The 17,108-nt window shown below is 35.8% G+C and carries 15 protein-coding genes and 3 riboswitches; of the genes, 1 reads left to right on the plus strand and 14 read right to left on the minus strand.

Features of this window, described 5'->3' with window-relative positions:
* Window positions 1-308 precede the first annotated feature (308 nt).
* The 14 genes from DFR80_RS04535 to DFR80_RS04600 all read right to left on the minus strand — a co-directional run bounded on the left by DFR80_RS04535 (window position 309) and on the right by DFR80_RS04600 (window position 15,050).
* Window positions 309-1,061 carry an MBL fold metallo-hydrolase gene (locus DFR80_RS04535; protein WP_114489319.1) on the minus strand — a complete coding sequence of 251 codons (753 nt, stop codon included), beginning with the start codon at window positions 1,059-1,061 and terminating at the stop codon, window positions 309-311.
* A 91-nt stretch (window positions 1,062-1,152) separates the two neighbouring features.
* Window positions 1,153-1,824: a HesA/MoeB/ThiF family protein gene (locus DFR80_RS04540; RefSeq protein ID WP_076544239.1), complete on the minus strand. Its 672-nt coding sequence runs from the start codon at window positions 1,822-1,824 to the stop codon at window positions 1,153-1,155.
* A gap of 2 nt (window positions 1,825-1,826) precedes the next feature.
* Entirely contained in the window at window positions 1,827-2,111 is a 285-nt protein-coding gene (locus DFR80_RS04545; RefSeq protein WP_076544238.1) for a MoaD family protein, read from the minus strand.
* 132 nt (window positions 2,112-2,243) lie between these two features.
* Window positions 2,244-4,049, minus strand: coding sequence for an aldehyde ferredoxin oxidoreductase family protein (locus DFR80_RS04550; RefSeq protein ID WP_076544237.1), 1,806 nt, complete (start codon window positions 4,047-4,049; stop codon window positions 2,244-2,246).
* Between the two features lie 9 nt (window positions 4,050-4,058).
* Window positions 4,059-4,177, minus strand: a riboswitch (molybdenum cofactor riboswitch).
* A gap of 71 nt (window positions 4,178-4,248) precedes the next feature.
* A complete protein-coding gene (locus DFR80_RS04555) occupies window positions 4,249-5,550 on the minus strand; it encodes a radical SAM protein (protein WP_076544236.1) in 1,302 nt (433 codons plus the stop codon).
* A gap of 300 nt (window positions 5,551-5,850) precedes the next feature.
* Window positions 5,851-6,483, minus strand: coding sequence for a flavodoxin family protein (locus DFR80_RS04560; RefSeq protein WP_076544235.1), 633 nt, complete (start codon window positions 6,481-6,483; stop codon window positions 5,851-5,853).
* Window positions 6,484-6,580: 97 nt separating this feature from the next.
* Window positions 6,581-7,333, minus strand: coding sequence for an IclR family transcriptional regulator (locus tag DFR80_RS04565; RefSeq protein WP_076544234.1), 753 nt, complete (start codon window positions 7,331-7,333; stop codon window positions 6,581-6,583).
* Between the two features lie 134 nt (window positions 7,334-7,467).
* Entirely contained in the window at window positions 7,468-8,274 is an 807-nt protein-coding gene (gene thiM, locus DFR80_RS04570) for a hydroxyethylthiazole kinase (RefSeq protein ID WP_073156598.1), read from the minus strand.
* Complete coding sequence (gene thiE / locus DFR80_RS04575; protein ID WP_076544233.1) at window positions 8,226-8,924, minus strand: thiamine phosphate synthase; 699 nt, start codon at window positions 8,922-8,924, stop codon at window positions 8,226-8,228. The genes thiM and thiE overlap by 49 nt, the downstream gene beginning before the upstream one ends.
* A gap of 35 nt (window positions 8,925-8,959) precedes the next feature.
* Entirely contained in the window at window positions 8,960-9,790 is an 831-nt protein-coding gene (thiD, locus tag DFR80_RS04580; RefSeq protein ID WP_073156604.1) for a bifunctional hydroxymethylpyrimidine kinase/phosphomethylpyrimidine kinase, read from the minus strand.
* 80 nt (window positions 9,791-9,870) lie between these two features.
* The gene (thiW, locus tag DFR80_RS04585; RefSeq protein ID WP_076544232.1) at window positions 9,871-10,368 is read right to left on the minus strand and encodes an energy coupling factor transporter S component ThiW; all 498 of its coding nucleotides are present in this window, start codon (window positions 10,366-10,368) and stop codon (window positions 9,871-9,873) included.
* Window positions 10,369-10,481: 113 nt separating this feature from the next.
* On the minus strand, window positions 10,482-11,768 hold the full coding sequence (thiC, locus tag DFR80_RS04590) for a phosphomethylpyrimidine synthase ThiC (RefSeq protein ID WP_073156610.1): 1,287 nt from the start codon (window positions 11,766-11,768) through the stop codon (window positions 10,482-10,484).
* A gap of 131 nt (window positions 11,769-11,899) precedes the next feature.
* Window positions 11,900-12,001: riboswitch (TPP riboswitch) on the minus strand.
* Between the two features lie 205 nt (window positions 12,002-12,206).
* On the minus strand, window positions 12,207-12,737 hold the full coding sequence (gene thiT, locus DFR80_RS04595) for an energy-coupled thiamine transporter ThiT (protein WP_073156613.1): 531 nt from the start codon (window positions 12,735-12,737) through the stop codon (window positions 12,207-12,209).
* A 41-nt stretch (window positions 12,738-12,778) separates the two neighbouring features.
* Window positions 12,779-12,882, minus strand: a riboswitch (TPP riboswitch).
* A gap of 233 nt (window positions 12,883-13,115) precedes the next feature.
* Window positions 13,116-15,050: an SLC13 family permease gene (locus DFR80_RS04600; protein ID WP_233493717.1), complete on the minus strand. Its 1,935-nt coding sequence runs from the start codon at window positions 15,048-15,050 to the stop codon at window positions 13,116-13,118.
* Window positions 15,051-15,349: 299 nt separating this feature from the next.
* Here DFR80_RS04600 and DFR80_RS04605 point away from each other — a divergent pair, with 299 nt between their 5' ends.
* Window positions 15,350-17,047 carry a SulP family inorganic anion transporter gene (locus DFR80_RS04605; RefSeq protein ID WP_084566092.1) on the plus strand — a complete coding sequence of 566 codons (1,698 nt, stop codon included), beginning with the start codon at window positions 15,350-15,352 and terminating at the stop codon, window positions 17,045-17,047.
* The last annotated feature ends 61 nt before the right edge of the window (window positions 17,048-17,108 follow it).

The raw sequence follows: 17,108 nt of genomic DNA on the forward strand, positions 1-17,108 counted from the left end.
CATTCTTAAGATTTTTATTATAATTAAAATTAGTGATGTTCTATTACTATTTACTTACATTTTATGGTAACTATCATATTTTATTTGACGTTATCTACTTGTAATATAAACGGGTAAACGTTTACATTGACAATAAAAAAATTGCTTTTTCCACTACAAGCAAGTTATAAAATACTTTATTTTGCAGAATTAAAAGCTCGGGTAAACCTTTACATTTTTCTTTATCTAAATTTAGTATAATATTTAGATAATTATTTGTCAAGTTAATTTCTGAAATTTACTTAATTAAAACATTAAATTAACTCATGCTATTTTCTTGTATAAAGAATTTTCTCTCCAGATTCAGTGATTTCGGCCACTCTTGTCTGATTTGAATTAAATCTATCTCGAAAAAATTTAGTTACATCAAAATTATCAGCAAAATGAATGGGGACAAAAAGTGCTGGTTTAAGCTGATTGATAAAATATTCTCCGGCCAGATAAAAGTTTTCTTCTAATCTCGGGTCAACCGGCACAAAGGCAATATCAATTTGTTTACCATTAAGCTTATCAACTTCTCTTTTATATTCTCTTTCTTCTCTTTTTTGAACCTTTGGGCTAAACTTTTTCCACTTCCACCAATTTAAATCCCCGGCATGAAAAATAGTTAAATTATCAAGCTCAACTAAAAATGAAACACCTTTATCTGTACTGCCATAACTTGAAATATTTATCTGATCAAGCTTCAGTTCTTCGTCTTTTTCCATTAAGTAAAGGTTATCTTTGCTCTCCAGATCTGATTCCTCTGCAACTTCAGCAGCTAAAATATAATTTATCTGATCACAGTATTCTCCCCAGTCAAAAATTATCTGATTGTAGTGATCATGATGGCTGTGAGAAACAAAAACATAAGTTTCTTTTATATTTTTAAAGCTGTCTGAACGAATGACTCCTTTTTCTAAAGAACTAGTCACTGCTTTTTCCTGCTGCGGCTCGTCTTTAAAATAATCGAAAATAAATAATTTATCTTTTACTCTAACTGCTGTCCCACTATGAAATAAATGATATATTTCTGTCTGCATATTATCAACTCCTGAAATTAAGGCTAACAGAGAAATCAATTTTTATCAAGTAGAAAAATTACATCAGATAACTAAAATATGAATTTTTAATTTAACTCAAGTCAATTTTTTCTATCTGATTGTTGAATAAGTCAATGTACAGCAGCTGATTATTTAAATAATTATCAAAACCAAGTAGATATTTTAGAGCTTCCAACACTTGAATGGAAGCAGTCACTGTCACAGCAGGGGAAAAAACTGCAGGCAGCTTCTGCTTTTTACTGCCGGCAAAAACATCCTTTAGACGCAAGCTGCTTTCAGGCAGCACCAGCATGATCTGGGCAAAAAACTCTTCTATCCCGGCATGGATAAAAGGCAGTTTGTTTTCTGCAGCCAGCTGATCCAAAATAAAGCGGGACTCAAAATTATCAAGACCATCAAAAATAATATCTACATCATTGGGAATTTTAGTTTCTAAACTTATTCTTTCATTTATACCAATAACTTCAGTTTCCAATTCAAATTTACCTAAAAACTCTGCTGCTGCCTCCACTTTTGGACGGCCAATATCATTTTTCCCATAACAGAGCTGCCGATTTAAGTTTGATATTTCCACCTGATCATAATCATAAAGATATATTTTTTTAACTCCAATCCGCTGCAGCTGTAGAGCCTGATTTGTCCCCAGACCTCCAACACCAGCAATCATAACTTTTAATTTTTCCAGCCTCTGCTGCTGTTTATCTGTAAATAATTCCTGCTGTCTTTGTAAATAATTCTTCATAATCAACCTCCTGCTGAGGGTGGAAATAGAGTTACTGTATCCTTGTTTGTAATCTCTGTCTCTAATTTATCTAGATGAATAATATTTTTACCATTAACCAGAATAATCGCCCCGGGTGAGATACTCCGGTCTTCCTCCAGTAATTTTTGAGTAAAATAATTATCATAATCCTGATCTAATTTTTTTATCAGTTCTGCAATTGTAATTTTACTGTTCAATTTATATTCAGTTCCTGCACTTTTTAAATTAATTCTAAATAGTGAATAAAATTTAACTTTTAATGTCATAATTATCATCCTTTAATATTAAAATTCCACCCAGTTCCCGGCAGAGAACTGGATGGATTTACGAGGCTAAATTGAATAACCTTAAACTGCAATATATTTTTTAAAAGCCAATTATTTACCCCGCCAATATTATTATTTAATTTTCATATCCTTTAGTTTCTGTTCACTGATCCAACCATCTTCCTGCCAGCCTCTAATTTCATAATACTCAGGTAAGATTTCTCTGTATTTAGTGCTGATACCCTTTTGTGGACCATCTGGAAGTGGCTCATCAAAGCGAGCTGGCAGTTTATCTTCTTCAGGTAAAATACCTGCTTCTAAGTTAAACTGACGCTCTAAGTTATAAATTCGTTCACCGGTTTCCAGCAGAGATTCTGAGCTGTACTCAAACTGAGTGCCTGCATTGACTATTTCTCTGTAGTCATCAAGTCCTAAAGCAAAGGAAGTAAAAAGACACATTCCAATTGAATCAATGATAGCTGTTAAATCCTGGAAGGTCATAACCCACTTAGGCTTTCCTTCTAATTCCTGTGGATCCAACTTTTCTGGAACCCCTAAAACCTCAGGTGAGATCATATAACCTCTAACATGACAGCCACCGCGGTTTGAAGTAACATAGTTAAGTCCATGTCCCTGAACACCGCGAGGATCGTAAGCAGGAAGCTCCTGTTTTTTAACACTCATCGAAAGCTCAGGATGTCCTTTAGAATCTGCCAGGCGGTATGAACCTTCCGCCAGCTGATCTCCAAAGCCTTCACGGTAAGCCATTTTTTCTGTATAATAGATTATTGACTCAGAAGAACCAAATTTTAATTCAGGACCATTTTCCAGTTCATCTTTATCTATATAGCCTTTTTCATATAATTCCATGGCACAGGCAATAGTTGCACCGGCTGTAATTGTATCCAGACCAAGGTCATTACAGATAAAATTTGCTTCTGAAATAGCATTTAGATCATTAACTCCACAGTCTGCACCAAAAGCCCAGCCTGTTTCGTATTCTGGACCTTCTCCACTGCGGCCATTGGGAAGTTTTGTCTTTCTGGCACAGCGAATTGGACAACCATAACAGCCAGTATTTGACTGCAGATATCCTTTTTCAACCAGTGCTTCTCCAGAAACCTCATCCACATCCTCAAAGATTGCAAACTGGAAATTTTTAGTTGGATAGGCCCCAGTAGAATTAATAATATTGTCTAGAACTTTGGTACCTAAAGCAGGTAAACCCTCACCTGTTACTCCATCTTCTTTCAGTATTTTAGTCTGTTTTTTGACAACTTTCATCATTTCATCTTTAAAATATTCAACCTGTTTTTCATCAGCTTTAACCACAACTGCCTTCAGATTTTTAGAACCCATTACTGCTCCAACACCGGTTCTGCCGGCAGCTCTATCTTTTTCATTCATAATTGAGGCAAATTTAACTAGCTTTTCACCGGCCGGACCAATACAGCTGACTCTTGCGTTTTTATTACCAGCTGCTTCAATCAGGAGATCAGTGGTCTCATAAACCGGCTTACCCCAGATTTCAGAAGCATCTTTGAGCTCAACTTTATCTCCCATTATTGAAAGATAAACTGGATGACTGGCCTTACCTTCAAAAATGATAATGTCATTGCCGCTAAATCTAAGCTCGGCTCCAAAAAATCCACCTGAATTACTGCTGGCTATAGTCCCTGTAAGAGGCCCTTTGGTAACAACCATGTAGCGGCCACCAGTAGAAGCAGCTGTTCCGGTTAAAAGTCCAGTTGCATAGATCAGTTTATTTTCTGGACTTAAGGGATCAACTTTTGGATCAATCTCATCATATAAAATCTTTGATGCCAGACCTCTACCCCCAAGATAGTTTTTAACAAGCTCACCCGATATTTTTTCTGTTTTAATTTCTTCGTTTGTCAAATCAACTCTTAAAACTTTGTACTCATAAATTTTTCCCATTAATTATACCTCCTTTAAATTTACTCTTCTTTCCAAGCACGGGAGGCTGAGTCATTTATTCCTCAACCCAGCGGTCTAATTCCCATAGAAAATTCCTTAGGCAAAAAGACTCGAAGGTATATTATTAATATTAAATATTAATAGCCAAATTCCTGCTTAATCTTTAGAAAAATATTTATTTTTAGATAAAACTTAACTTTTAGGGACACTGAATAACTCCCCTGGCCCAGAGGCAGTCGCCACAGACCGGAAATTCATTACCGTGACAATCTTCTTCATTTTCTTTTGACATCTCACAGCCGGAACACTGGGTACAGTCTGAAAAAGGAAATTCTTTAAGCTCTTTGCGAAAATCTCTAAATTCTTTCTGATTCCAGATTGCTGAGAGTGACTCATCGGAAATATTTCCGAGTGAATATTTTTTGATATGTTTCTTCCGTTCTCTGACATACAGGTCATAACTGTGCATTAGCGCAATACAGGGACTAATTTCTCCCTGCCAGTTAACTGCTATTGAGCCGTCTTCTACAAATTTACAGTAACCGCGATGGGGATTAAATGGTACCTGAGTCGTACTGATTGAACTTGATTTACCTCCTACTGCAGCCAGATCACGGATAATATCTTCTCTTAAATCCGTTGGCGGCAGATAAATTTCCGGCCGGTGTTCAGTTCTGATTTCAGGTTGGGAGCGGCTGATTGAAAATGAATATAATATTTCATCAGACATATCTTCAGTGTAAGGTAGGAGATTTGTTAGAAAAATAAATGAAGCTCCCATTTTAAAGGCCAGCTTGCGCAGATCCTTTAATTCATCCACATTTGATTTCATAATTACATATTCAATTCCAATCTCACATTTTTTCTGCTTTTTATCCCGCAGATTGCGAAATCTCTGCACATTTTCAATTACAGTTTTCAAATCAGCTCCAGAACGAATATCGGCCATAGTTTCTGGAGAAGTCCCATCAACAGAAACCACCAGGCTGTCCAGACCGGCCTCAAGCAGTGCTTCTGCTTTATTCTGATCGAGCAGCAGCCCATTTGTAATCATTTGCGTTTTTACTCCCAGCTCTGAGGCCAGCTCAATCATCTCTGCAATCTCTGGATGAAAAAGCGGCTCCCCAATTCCCCAAAATGAAATTTTTTCTAGACCCTTAAAGTCTTTCAGTTCTTCAATTAATTTATAATAGGTTTCCATTTCCATAAAACCCATCTTTTCCTCCCAGGAATGGCGGACACAGGTTTTGCAGTTTAAATTACAGTCACTTGTCGGCTCAATATAAACTTTTGTCAGCCTGGGATCTGCTCTTTCAATGTAAATTCCCTTCTGATTAAATTTAATTCTAACTTCTGTTTCTGTGTTGAGTCCCAGTCTGGCTCTAACTTCTGTCGGCAGCTCCAGCTTACCATCTTTTAATTTAAGTTCAAACTTTTCCGGCGGGTTTTCATTAATCCCATCACTGCGCCAGAACTGTGGATTATTGATTAAAAACTGCATAATTTACCCCTTTCTCTGTTAAAATTAGACTTAAATCAGATTACTCGCTGCTCACTGTTATTTATAAATTCGAACATTAAATCCGCCTCCAGTTAATTATTTTTGAATAAATAAAATCAAAGCAATTCTATCAGCTATTATTTATATCTAAACACAAAAATAAATTTTTTGCAAATTATTTTCAAAATATTAAGTAAAAATTAATTATTATGATTCAAGTCTCAAAAATCAGCAAAAGAAATAAAAAAGGAGCCTGCTGATTAAAGCAAGCTCTTCCTTAAAAGATATGAATAACGGTGTTTATCTGATAAAGTTCATTAATTTCTTTCTTTCCGCCTCTGGTGCTTCAACTTCACCTTCGGCATTTTCCATAACTTCCATCAGATAAGCCATGTTCTTACCTAAAATTCTCATAATCTGTTTTCCTTCTTCATCCTTTTCTGCTTCGCCTGGGGTCGTACCGTGGATTACACTCCAGTAATTAGATGTAGGCATCATCATTTCCGAATAATTGATATAATTACTAAGCTGATTAAAAGTTGGCATTCCACCTGATCTTCTAACTGCAACAACAGGGGCACCTACCTTATGTCTGAGCATCATGCCGTTGACACTTGCTACATAAAATGCTCTGTCTAAAAATGACTTCATTGTTCCAGCAATTGCTGCATAATGAACAGGTGAGCCAATAATAATCCCATCAGACTCTTTCAGCTTCTGAATCCAATCGTTCACCTGATCATCAATAATACATTTTTCATTCTGGTTTTTGACACATTTATTACAGCTAAGGCAACCTCTGATTTCTTTATTACCTACCTGAATAATTTCCGTTTTAATATCCTTATTTTCGAGTTCTTCTGCCACCATTTTGATTGCATGATATGTATTTCCCTCGCTGTTGGGACTGCCGTTAAAAGCTACTACTTTCATATTATCCTCCCTCTTTGAAATTAATTTGCTATTATAAAATTAATTTGTTAATGTAAAATTATTGTATGTGAATAACTTAATTTTGTCAAACTAATTTTTAGGATAATAAATCTGATAAATCAGAAGCTTCTTTTATTAAATTATCTTTAATTTCCATTAATTTAGCTTCAGAAACTCTACTCGTAGGAGTACTGATTCCTATTGCTGCTATTACTTTACCAGAGTTGTCTTTTACTGGTGCAGCAGCACAATTTAAACCAATTTCTGATTCTTCTTTATCTAGAGCAAATCCCTGCTTCTCAATTTTTTCAAGTTCTTTTTTTAATTTTTTACGCTCAGTTATAGTGTTTTCAGTATATTTTTCTAATTTCTTGTTCAATAATCTATCTACTTCTTTTTCTTCCAAATAAGCCAGTAATAATTTACCTGTGGCACTGGAATGAAGTTCATCTTTGCTTCCCATCTGACAGGTCATCCTTAAACTATGTTTAGATTCTACCTTATCAATATAAAGTACCTTGTCAGCAGATAAGACGCCCAGCTGAACTGTCTCGTCAAATTTATCTGCTAATTTTTCCAAAAAAGGTCTAGCAAGATCTGTAAAAGAGATCTTTCCTTCATAAACTTTTCCCAGTTCAAAAAGCTTTTTGCCTAAAGAATATTTATGATTATTACTATTTTGACTTATATAGCCTGCTTTTTCTAAAGTTGCAATGATACTGTGTAAAGTACTCATATTTATTTCAAGATCATTACTGATCTTCGTTAATCTTACTTCATTTTCATTATTGCCTATATAATCTAAAATTTTGGTTGCTCGCAAAACTGACTTAATTACTCTTTTTCCCATTACAATAATCCCCTTCCCAAAATATCTTACCACAATTTATTATATTAGTTGGGGGCGGAAATTTCAATCATTTATTTGACATTATAAAATTCGTTTGCAAAAATAAATAATATTTTTAGAGAAAGTAGTTAAAATCAAAATCTTAATTTATATATAGCATCCATAAATTCTATTTTAAACTTAGCAGGAGTTAATTCCTTTTCTGCCGCCTTTTCCCCAGCTAGAGAATAATAATAAACTGCTGTTTGGGCTGCCTCAAATAAAGATAAATTGGAATTTTTTGCTGCAGCAGCAAAAACACCTAATGTTGACCCCAGCATACAGCCTGTGCCCACAACTTTTCCCATTAGAGGATGACCTCTGTTGATCTCAGAGAGTTGGCGGCCATCACTAAGCAAATCAATCTCAGAACTGACAACAATAACTGCTCCTAACTTTTTGGCCAATTCTTCTGCAGCTTCAGCTGTATTTTTGTATTCACCAATCGACTCTACACCTCTAACTTCAGCTTCTTTTCCGGCTAAGAAAGATATCTCACCTTGATTGCCCTTAATTATTGAAATTTTTAGCTCAGCTAATATTTTTTGAGCTGCTTCAATTCTAAACTTTGTAGCTCCAACTCCAACGGGATCTAATACTATTGGAATTCCTAGTTCATTTGCTCTTTTACCTGCTTTAAGCATTGACTCAAGCTGACAGGAAGAAATAGTCCCCAGATTTAGAACCAGAGATGAAGCATTTTCCACCATCTGAGCTGATTCTTCTACTGCTGGGGCCATCACCGGCAGAGCGCCCCAGTTTAAAGTTATATTAGCACAGTCATTAACTGTCACATTATTTGTTATATGATGAATCAAAGGCTTTTCTGCTTTGATAATTTTTTTAAACTTTTTTAACCTTTCGGCATATTCTTTTCTATTTTGACTAGTTTCTGCTGACAATTTAGGACCCTCCTTTTAGATTTTGCTTTTTTGATTATTTGCTTAAATTCTCGAGTTTCATTTTCTATCTTTTCCGCTTTTGTCAGAGCTGTAATTACCGAAATACAGTCAGCCCCACTTTTGATTACCTGTGGGGCATTGCTTTTATTCAGGCCTCCAATTGCTATCAGCGGTAAATCAGTTCTTTTTTTAATCTCAGCCAATCTCTGCAGACCAATTCCATTTTTATCTGAATTGAGCTGCTTAGATTTAGTCTTAAAAATTGCTCCCACTCCCAGATAATCTGCACCATCAGCTTCAGCCTGAGTGATTTCTTGATCCCGGCAGGCACTAAGGCCAATAATCTTATTTGGACCTAAAATTTTGCGGGCAGACCGCAGAGGCAGGTCGCTCTGCCCCAGATGCACACCATCTGCATCTAAAGCCAGAGCCAGGTCAAGCCGATCATTGACTATCAATGTGATCTGATATCGACTGCATATTTTTTTAATCTGCTGTCCCAGCTTAAATTTTTCCCGCAGAGACAAATTTTTCTCCCGCAGCTGAATTACATCAACTCCAGCTGCAGCTGCTTCTTTCACAACTTCTATAGTTTTTCTGCCAGCTGATAAACTTTCTTCTGTGATTAAATAAAGATCCCAGTTTAGCATTTTTACCTCCTAATATCTTATTTGACTAGATAAACTTAAGAAAACTGCTGATTGGAACTATGCTGCAGATTTTGAAGCCGCCAGAAATGATTGACCGGGCTATTACCCTGGCCAACAGGAAAATTATTTTTGATGGCCCCGGTAATAAATTTCTTTGCTTGGCCCACTGCTTTTTCCATGTCCATTCCCCGAGCCAAATTTGAAGCAACTGCTGCCGAAAGAGTACAGCCTGTTCCATGAGTATTATTTGTAGGAATATGTTCTGCTTCAAATTCTATGAACTGGCTGCCGTCATAAAGGAGATCAACTGCTTTTTTTGCTGACCTCTTTTTAGTTGTGTGACCGCCCTTGATCAGCACCCAGCTGCTGCCGTAAGTTATTAGCTTTTCTGCCAGAACTTGCGGATCATTATTTTCTTCAGTTTCTACACCTGCCAATACTTTCGCCTCATATAGATTAGGTGTTATAATTTCCGCCAGCGGAAAGAGTTTTTCTTTATATGTTTCAACTGCTTCTTCTTTTAATAATAAGTCACCACTTGTAGCTACCATTACTGGATCAACAACCAGATTTGGCAGAGAATATTCTTTTATTTTTGCAGCTATCTGCTCAATAATCTGACTGTTGGCCAGCATACCAGTTTTTAAAGCAGAAAATTCTATATCTCTTAAAACAGAATCCAGCTGAGAAATTACCGCCTGAACACTTAAAGTTTTTACTCCCTGTACTCCCAACGTATTTTGAGCTGTAACTGCTGTTATTACTGACGCTCCATAGACTTGATGAACTGTCATTGTTTTTAAATCAGCCTGGATCCCTGCTCCTCCACCAGAGTCAGAACCAGCTATTGTTAAGACTTTCTTCAATATAATCAGCTCCTTTTGCTTGCTCCAATTTCAATTCTCTAATCTTTAAAATTAATTCAGTCAATTTTCTATCTTCATTATTAATTTAAATCTTCAATAAATGATAGGCTGTCTGCCTTTTCCACTGCTTTTAAGAATAAATAGGCAATCACTGCCCCTCCAGCTGCACTTAAAGAAAAAGGAATAACAAAGAAAAACACTGTGGAACCGCTGCCCATCAAAAATCTGGCAATCGGATAAGCAGCCACTGCTCCCAGAAGTCCTGTTCCAATTAACTCTCCCACCAGAGCCCACCCCTTAGATTTAAACTTTTGATAAAGCAGACCGGCTATTAAGGCCCCAATCATACTGCCCGGAAAAGCCAGCAGAGAACCGGTTCCCAGCATATTTCTAAGCAGAGAAATTGCAAAAGCATTCCAAACTGTATAGGCAGGCCCCAGTAAAACAGCGGATAAAATGTTAATTAAATGCTGGACCGGAAAAGCTTTGGCCACTCCCACTGGAATATAGATTAAGTGTCCTGTCATTGTTCCCAGAGCAATTAAAAGTGCCGAAAAGGTCAATTTCTTATTATCCATTCTAATCATCCTTTCAGAATTAAGTTAATATTTATTTTGATAATTAGTTTTAGTCATCGTCAGTTTTTCTAAGTTCTTATTTGACTTCTATTAAATCAGGACTTAAATATTATTTAACTAAGCTGCTGATCTACTATTTTCATCGCACAATAAGAGCCACACATTGTACAGGCATCTTCTTCCTTTAAAGTCTGGTTGTGGGCTGCTCTTGATTCTTTTAATTTTTCTGGCGCCAGGGCCAGCTCAATCTGCTTTTCCCAATCTAATTTTTTTCTGGCGGCTGCCATCTGATTATCTCTCTCCTTTGCCCCCTTAACTCCTTTTGCAATATCTGCAGCATGAGCTGCAATTTTGCAGGCAATTACTCCTTCCCGCACATCTTCAATATCAGGTAAGCCAATATGTTCAGCCGGGGTAACATAACAGAGGAAATCCGCCCCCGCCGCTGCCGCTGCTGTGCCGCCAATTGCTGCTGTAATATGGTCATAACCAGCTGCAATATCTGTAACTAAAGGTCCTAACACATAAAATGGAGCCTCTTTGCAGAGTTCTTTCTGCAGTTTGATATTTGTTTCAATCTGATCATAGGGTACATGGCCTGGTCCTTCCACCATCACCTGGACTTCCGCCTCGCGAGCTCTATCTACCAGTTCACCCAGAACTAAAAGTTCATGGATCTGAGCTCGATCTGTAGCATCTGCCAGACTGCCCGGACGGAGAGCATCACCAAGACTTAAAGTTACATCGTTTTTATAGCAGATTTCAAGTAAGCGGTCATAATACTCAAAAAGTGGATTTTCCTGATTATTATGGAGCATCCAGGCTGCCATAAACGATCCACCCCGGCTGACAATATCGGTTACTCTTCCTTCAGCCGCCAGATGTCTTAGAGTTTCTAAAGTCAAGCCGCAGTGGACTGTAATAAAATCTACCCCTTCTTCAACCTGAGCTTTAATCACTTCAAATAATTCTTCAACTTTCATCTCAATTATTCCCCGTCCTGACTTAACTGTTTCTACAGCCGCTTGATAAATAGGGACTGTTCCGACAGGAACTTCAGCATTTTTTAGTATAGCTGCTCTAGTTTCTTTTATTTTATCTCCCGTAGAGAGGTCCATAACTGCATCTGCTCCAGCTTTAACTGCTGCCTCCAATTTTTTTAACTCAGCTTCAATAGAATCATAATCTTCAGAAGTACCAAAGTTAGCATTAACCTTAGTTTTTAAACCTCTGCCAAAGGCCTTTGCCTTTAAATTTTTGTGGTTAACATTTGCCGGTATAACAATAGTTCCTGCAGCAATTCCTTGACAAATAAATTCTGCAGCCACCCCTTCCTCCGCTGCTGCCATCCTCATCTCTTTACTTATTTCACCATTAATTGCTTTTGTCATTTGAGTCATTTTGCTCAGCTCCTTATAATTTTGAAATTAATTTAGAATATTATATAAAAATCAGTTTAAAAATCATTGCAAAATAAAAACACAGCTCCCAATTAAGGAAACTGTGTTTTAAAATAAAGTAATCATATTAATAATCACTCCCCACAACTCCCTTCGCTGGTATTATCCAGATCAGGTTCTAAGGGTTAAAGCATCTGCTTTATCTCAGCCCAAGGGCTCCCCTGTTTCATTTATTAAATTGTACTGAGCTTTCTTTTATAAACGCATGGTCAGCTCAGCATTAGGGCATCGAGCCCGTCATACTCGCTTTCTTTTATAAACGCATGGTCAGCTCAGCATTAGGGCATCGAGCCCGTCATACTCGCTTTCTTTTATAGCAAATAAATAGATTTGCCTTAGCACATTGAGTGCATCACACCATTAGCATTGAGTGCGTCATTATTTTTTTTCTAGTGCCTTCATTACAATTATCAGCACAATATAAGTAATTATAGTAGTTGGAATCAAAAATGTCGCATTATAAATAGTAGAATAGGCCCAGACATTCTGACCCTCAGGTGCATAACTGCCAAAAAAGATAACTCCTGATAAAATGTGAACAATTAACCTTAAGGCCGAGGCAACTACCACTGCCCAGAACATTTTAAGAGGCTTAATAATCTCGTCTTTCCTGATCTTAAACATACCCGCTGCACCCAAAACCATATAAGGCAGAGGATAATCCATAATTAACTGAATCGGATGAATTATATAAGCTCCAAACATCAGCTGCAGCAGTCCATAGGCCAGACCACTAAACATTCCGGCTCCTACTCCCCAGCGGAAAGCAATCACTAAAATCGGCAGCATTTCTAAACTTATTGAACCACCCTGCGGCATCCGCCAGAGTTTAAGAAAATTTAAAACAACTGCAAGAGCAACAGCCACCCCAATTTCTGCCAGCATTCTTGTTGAAAATTTATTCTGCATAATAAAAACCCTCCTAATTTGTGAGGAACAAACCGGAGGGTTTAAGGTCTTTTTATTTTACCTACGCCTGCATTACCAGGATCAGGTAGTGGGTCGATGATTGCTCATCCTCTCAGCTTCCAGTTTGGCTCCCCGTTCTTTAATTTTTAAATCTAGTCATGTAGAAATTTCTATCTAGCTGTATTATACAATAGAAATTGAGATTAATCAAATGGGATTTTGATATTTTTTCCTTAGTTCTGAAAAACCTGTTCCCCATCTAATAATTCTGCACCATTTTTTCTTTCATTTTCTGCTTCAGCTCATAACCTTTATTTTTTGAACATTAAGCCCTTCTTAATTTCTCGACTTACTGTAGTTCTATGACAGTTATATGCTTTATAACCCCCAAAATATTGAAATAGCAATTGGTACTATAACAGCCATTATTATTTCTAAGGGTGCACCTACTAGTACATAATCCCTAAATTTATAACCTCCCGGTCCATAAACCATTAAATTTGTTTGGTAGCCTACCGGGCTCGCAAACGAAGCACTAGCAGCAAATGTTACTGCTAAAACAAAGGCAAAAGGATTTGCTCCAATCTGATCTGCAGCATTTATTGCCACCGGAATCATAAGTACCACAGTGGCATTATTACTTATTATATCTGTAAGTAATGTAGTCATATAATAAAATATCGCCAAAACAATAATATCCGGTAAAAATCCTGCAATATTTAAAATCTGATTAGCTATAAACTTAGCAGTTCCAGTCTGCTCAATTGCAACCCCTAGTGGTATTAAACCCGCTAAAAGAAAAATAACTTCCCAATTAATTGAATCATATATTTCCTGTGGATCTATTAATTTTAAGATAACCATTGCTGCAATACCTGCTAAAGTAGCAATCGGAATCGGCAATATTTTAAGTGATGCCAAAATAATTATCGAAAAAGCGATTCCTACTGATAAAATAATATCTAAAGGCTTATAAGCAATAGTTTCTGTTTCATCCCTTTCTCTTATTATAAAGTTTTGATTTTCTTTTAGCCTTTCTATAGTATTTTCAGCAGCCAGTAATAGAAGAACATCCCCTTCTCTCAAATAAAAATTTTTAATATCAGTATGGGCAATTTCTCCTCCATGTCTAATTGCAAGCAAACTTGCATCATAACGATTAAGGAAATTAACATTATTTATAGTCCTGCCTTTCAAAAACGAGTTATCAGGAATAACTAATTCAATTACTTTTTGCCCGGTTATCTCGTTTTCTAATTGTGCCTGAGAAATTTTAATTTCTGGTAGAATAATTACCCCATTAATCTTTGCAAATTCTAAAACAGTTTCATAATCTGCTCTAATAACCAAATGATCATTTGGCCTAATTGTTTTTAATTCTAGAGGTTCCATATATTTTTCATTATTGCGATTTAATTGTATAATATCTAAATTCTTACCCTTATTTGACAATAATTCTCCTATATCCTGTCCAATTAAAGGAGAATTTTCAGCTATTTTTATTTCAGTTAAATATTTTTCTATCTCATATTCTTCTATATAATCTTTTAGATCATGTCTAATTCTTTCGGGTATTAAGCGGTGTCCAATTGTTATTAAATATAAAATTCCCACCACAAATACTACTATCCCTAATTTTGTGAATTCAAACATGGAAAAAGGATGGTTTATCAAGCGAGCAGATACCTGACTTCCTAAAAGATTAGTGGATGTCCCTAATAAAGTTAATGTACCACCCAGCATAGCAGCATAAGAGAGTGGGATTAACAATTTAGAGGGAGATACTTTTGTTTTTCTAGCTAAATCAGTCACCATAGGTATAAAAGTAGCAACTGTCGGAGTGTTATTAATAAAACCAGCAATAATACCTGTCAGTCCACTTATTGCAATCACTTGTTTTTTCTCATTATCACCAGTATATTTAATAATTTTATTTCCTAGAAATTGCATTGCTCCACTATTTTGAATTCCCCTACTAATTACAAACATTGCCATAACTGTAATTGTCGCTGAATTACTAAATCCTGATAAAGCATCCTCAACTGAGACCTTCGTCCAAAAATCAAGTATAATTAAAATAACTGGTATACATAAAGATATAACACCTATTGGAAGCGGCTCCCATATAAACATAACTAAAAGCAAAAATATTAATAAAATAATAATAAGTATTCCTTGATTAAAAGTTGGTGTACCTTCAATATTTGTCTTATTTTGACTTTCTTGTGCCTGTACACAATATGGTTGAAAAAAAACAAATAATAGAATAAGCAAAATGAATACTGCAGTTAAATAATTATTTTTTGTTAACATATTCATCTCCTCCTATTAAATTCAATATTTTTTAATCAGCTTCGTTTTAAATTATTTTAGTTTTTTTTGCAGCAGAATTTCTCATTTTATTTTAATAAATTTTATTTTATTTTTCAAGTATCTAAAAATATATTTCAATAAATTTTATCTTGTGTTTTTAGATGCTGCAGCTTACTGATCCTGCTCTCTGCCTATGCAAAATTAAATTATAAAATTCCTTTTTCAATTGAAAGTTTTAGGCTGGCCTGTTAAACTAGAAGCAAAGAAAAAAATATAATCCAGAATTGGGGTGAACCACCTTGCTAAATATAAAAAAATTGTTTAAAAAATACAGTGGGGATATGCTGAGCGGTTTAACCACTGCTACTATTGCTCTGCCGCAGAATATGGCCTATGCTTTAATTTTAGGAATTAATCCAATTTACGGAATTTACGCCTCTATTTTTTCGATGCTGACTGCCTCTATTTTTAATTTTTCTTCTTATGTAATTGTAGGTCCTACCAATATGATCACAGTTGCTCTCTACAGCAGTTTAAATAATTTTCAGGGAGAAAATTATCTGCAGGTCATATTTTTAACGACCTTTTTAATTGGTTTATTCCAATTTTTACTTGTCAGTTTTAACCTCAGTGAATTAATAAAGTACATTTCACACCCTGTTGTTGTCGCCCTTTCTCATGGAGCAGCTATTTTAATTCTATTTTCTCAAATAGAAAATTTCACCGGGGTCAGGGTCAGTGGTTCAAATGTAATCACCAAAAGCACCCAGTTTATTTCAAATATTTCCGAGCTCAATTATCTTAATTTAGCAGTTGGGGCAGCAACTTTATTTTTAATCTTTGTGATACCCCTAATCAAGAAATCACTGCCGGAATATCTAATAACAGTAGTCTTAATGACTATCCTAACTACAACAGCTGGAATTAATCAGTCAATACCACTGGTTGGAGAAATTCCGAAAAGAATTATAGATTTTCATCTGATAAGTTTAGACTGGGGTCTAATCGGTCAGGTTTATACTAAAGCCTTTTCTATTGCCTTATTGGGACTGATTCAGACAATGGCTGTACTGCAGTCTCTGGCTTTAAAAACAGATGAGGAACCCAACTTTGATCGAGAGTTTAAGAGTCAGGGAATTACCAATATGGTTATTTCATTTTTTAGCGGCTTTGCCATTTCTTCTTCCTTTGCCAAGACATTTGCCAACTTGAGTGCTGGTGCCAAACACAGAGTTTCACAATTTTTTTCTGCCATTTCTATTGTGTTTTTTATTTTATTTTTCAGAACTTATCTAGCCTATATTCCAGTTTCTGTCTTAGCAGGTCTAGTTATAGCTGCAGCTATAGGCATTTTAGATTTCAAAGAAGTAATTAGGAATTTAAAAACTACTAAAGGAGATGCTCTAATTTTCAGCTCAACCTTTATTGCTACAATTGTGCTGCCAAATATTGATCAGGCAATCTATTTTGGTGTTTTAGTTTCTTTAGTTGTCGTTTTACAAATTTCAAAAAAAGCTGATATTGATATGCTCTATTATGATAAAAAAGACGATGACCAGGGTTATCATCTGCACCATGTCCACCATAAAAAAGCTGATGAATCTGAAATCTCATCCCAACAGGCAAGGGTCGTTGATCTCAAAGGGGCGGTTCATTTTAGTGCTGCTGATGATTTAAAAGATCAGCTGGAAGAATTTTTTGAACCAAATACAGATTTTATTATCAGGCTGAGAAATGTCAGAAGAATTGATATCACAATTATTAAAGTTTTAGAAGAATTTATAGACCAGGTTCAGGAAAATGGTGGGGAGATTATGCTGACTGGAGTTAATGAGCGTTTACTTAAAATGTTCCGTAAAATTGGGCTGACTGATAAAGTAGGTGAAGGTAATATTTATCTATCTGAAACCGAATATTTCGCAGCTACAAATAAGGCTCTTGATTTCAGCGAACATGAACATGAAAAAAAGGAAAATGAATCAGATGAAAATAATTAAACTCCCAACTCAAGCTGCAGTAATTTTAAATCTGCAGTTTAAATTGGGAGTTGTTTTTTAT

Origin of the sequence: Halanaerobium sp. ST460_2HS_T2 (assembly GCF_003337665.1) — a bacterium.
GTDB lineage: Bacteria > Bacillota > Halanaerobiia > Halanaerobiales > Halanaerobiaceae > Halanaerobium > Halanaerobium kushneri.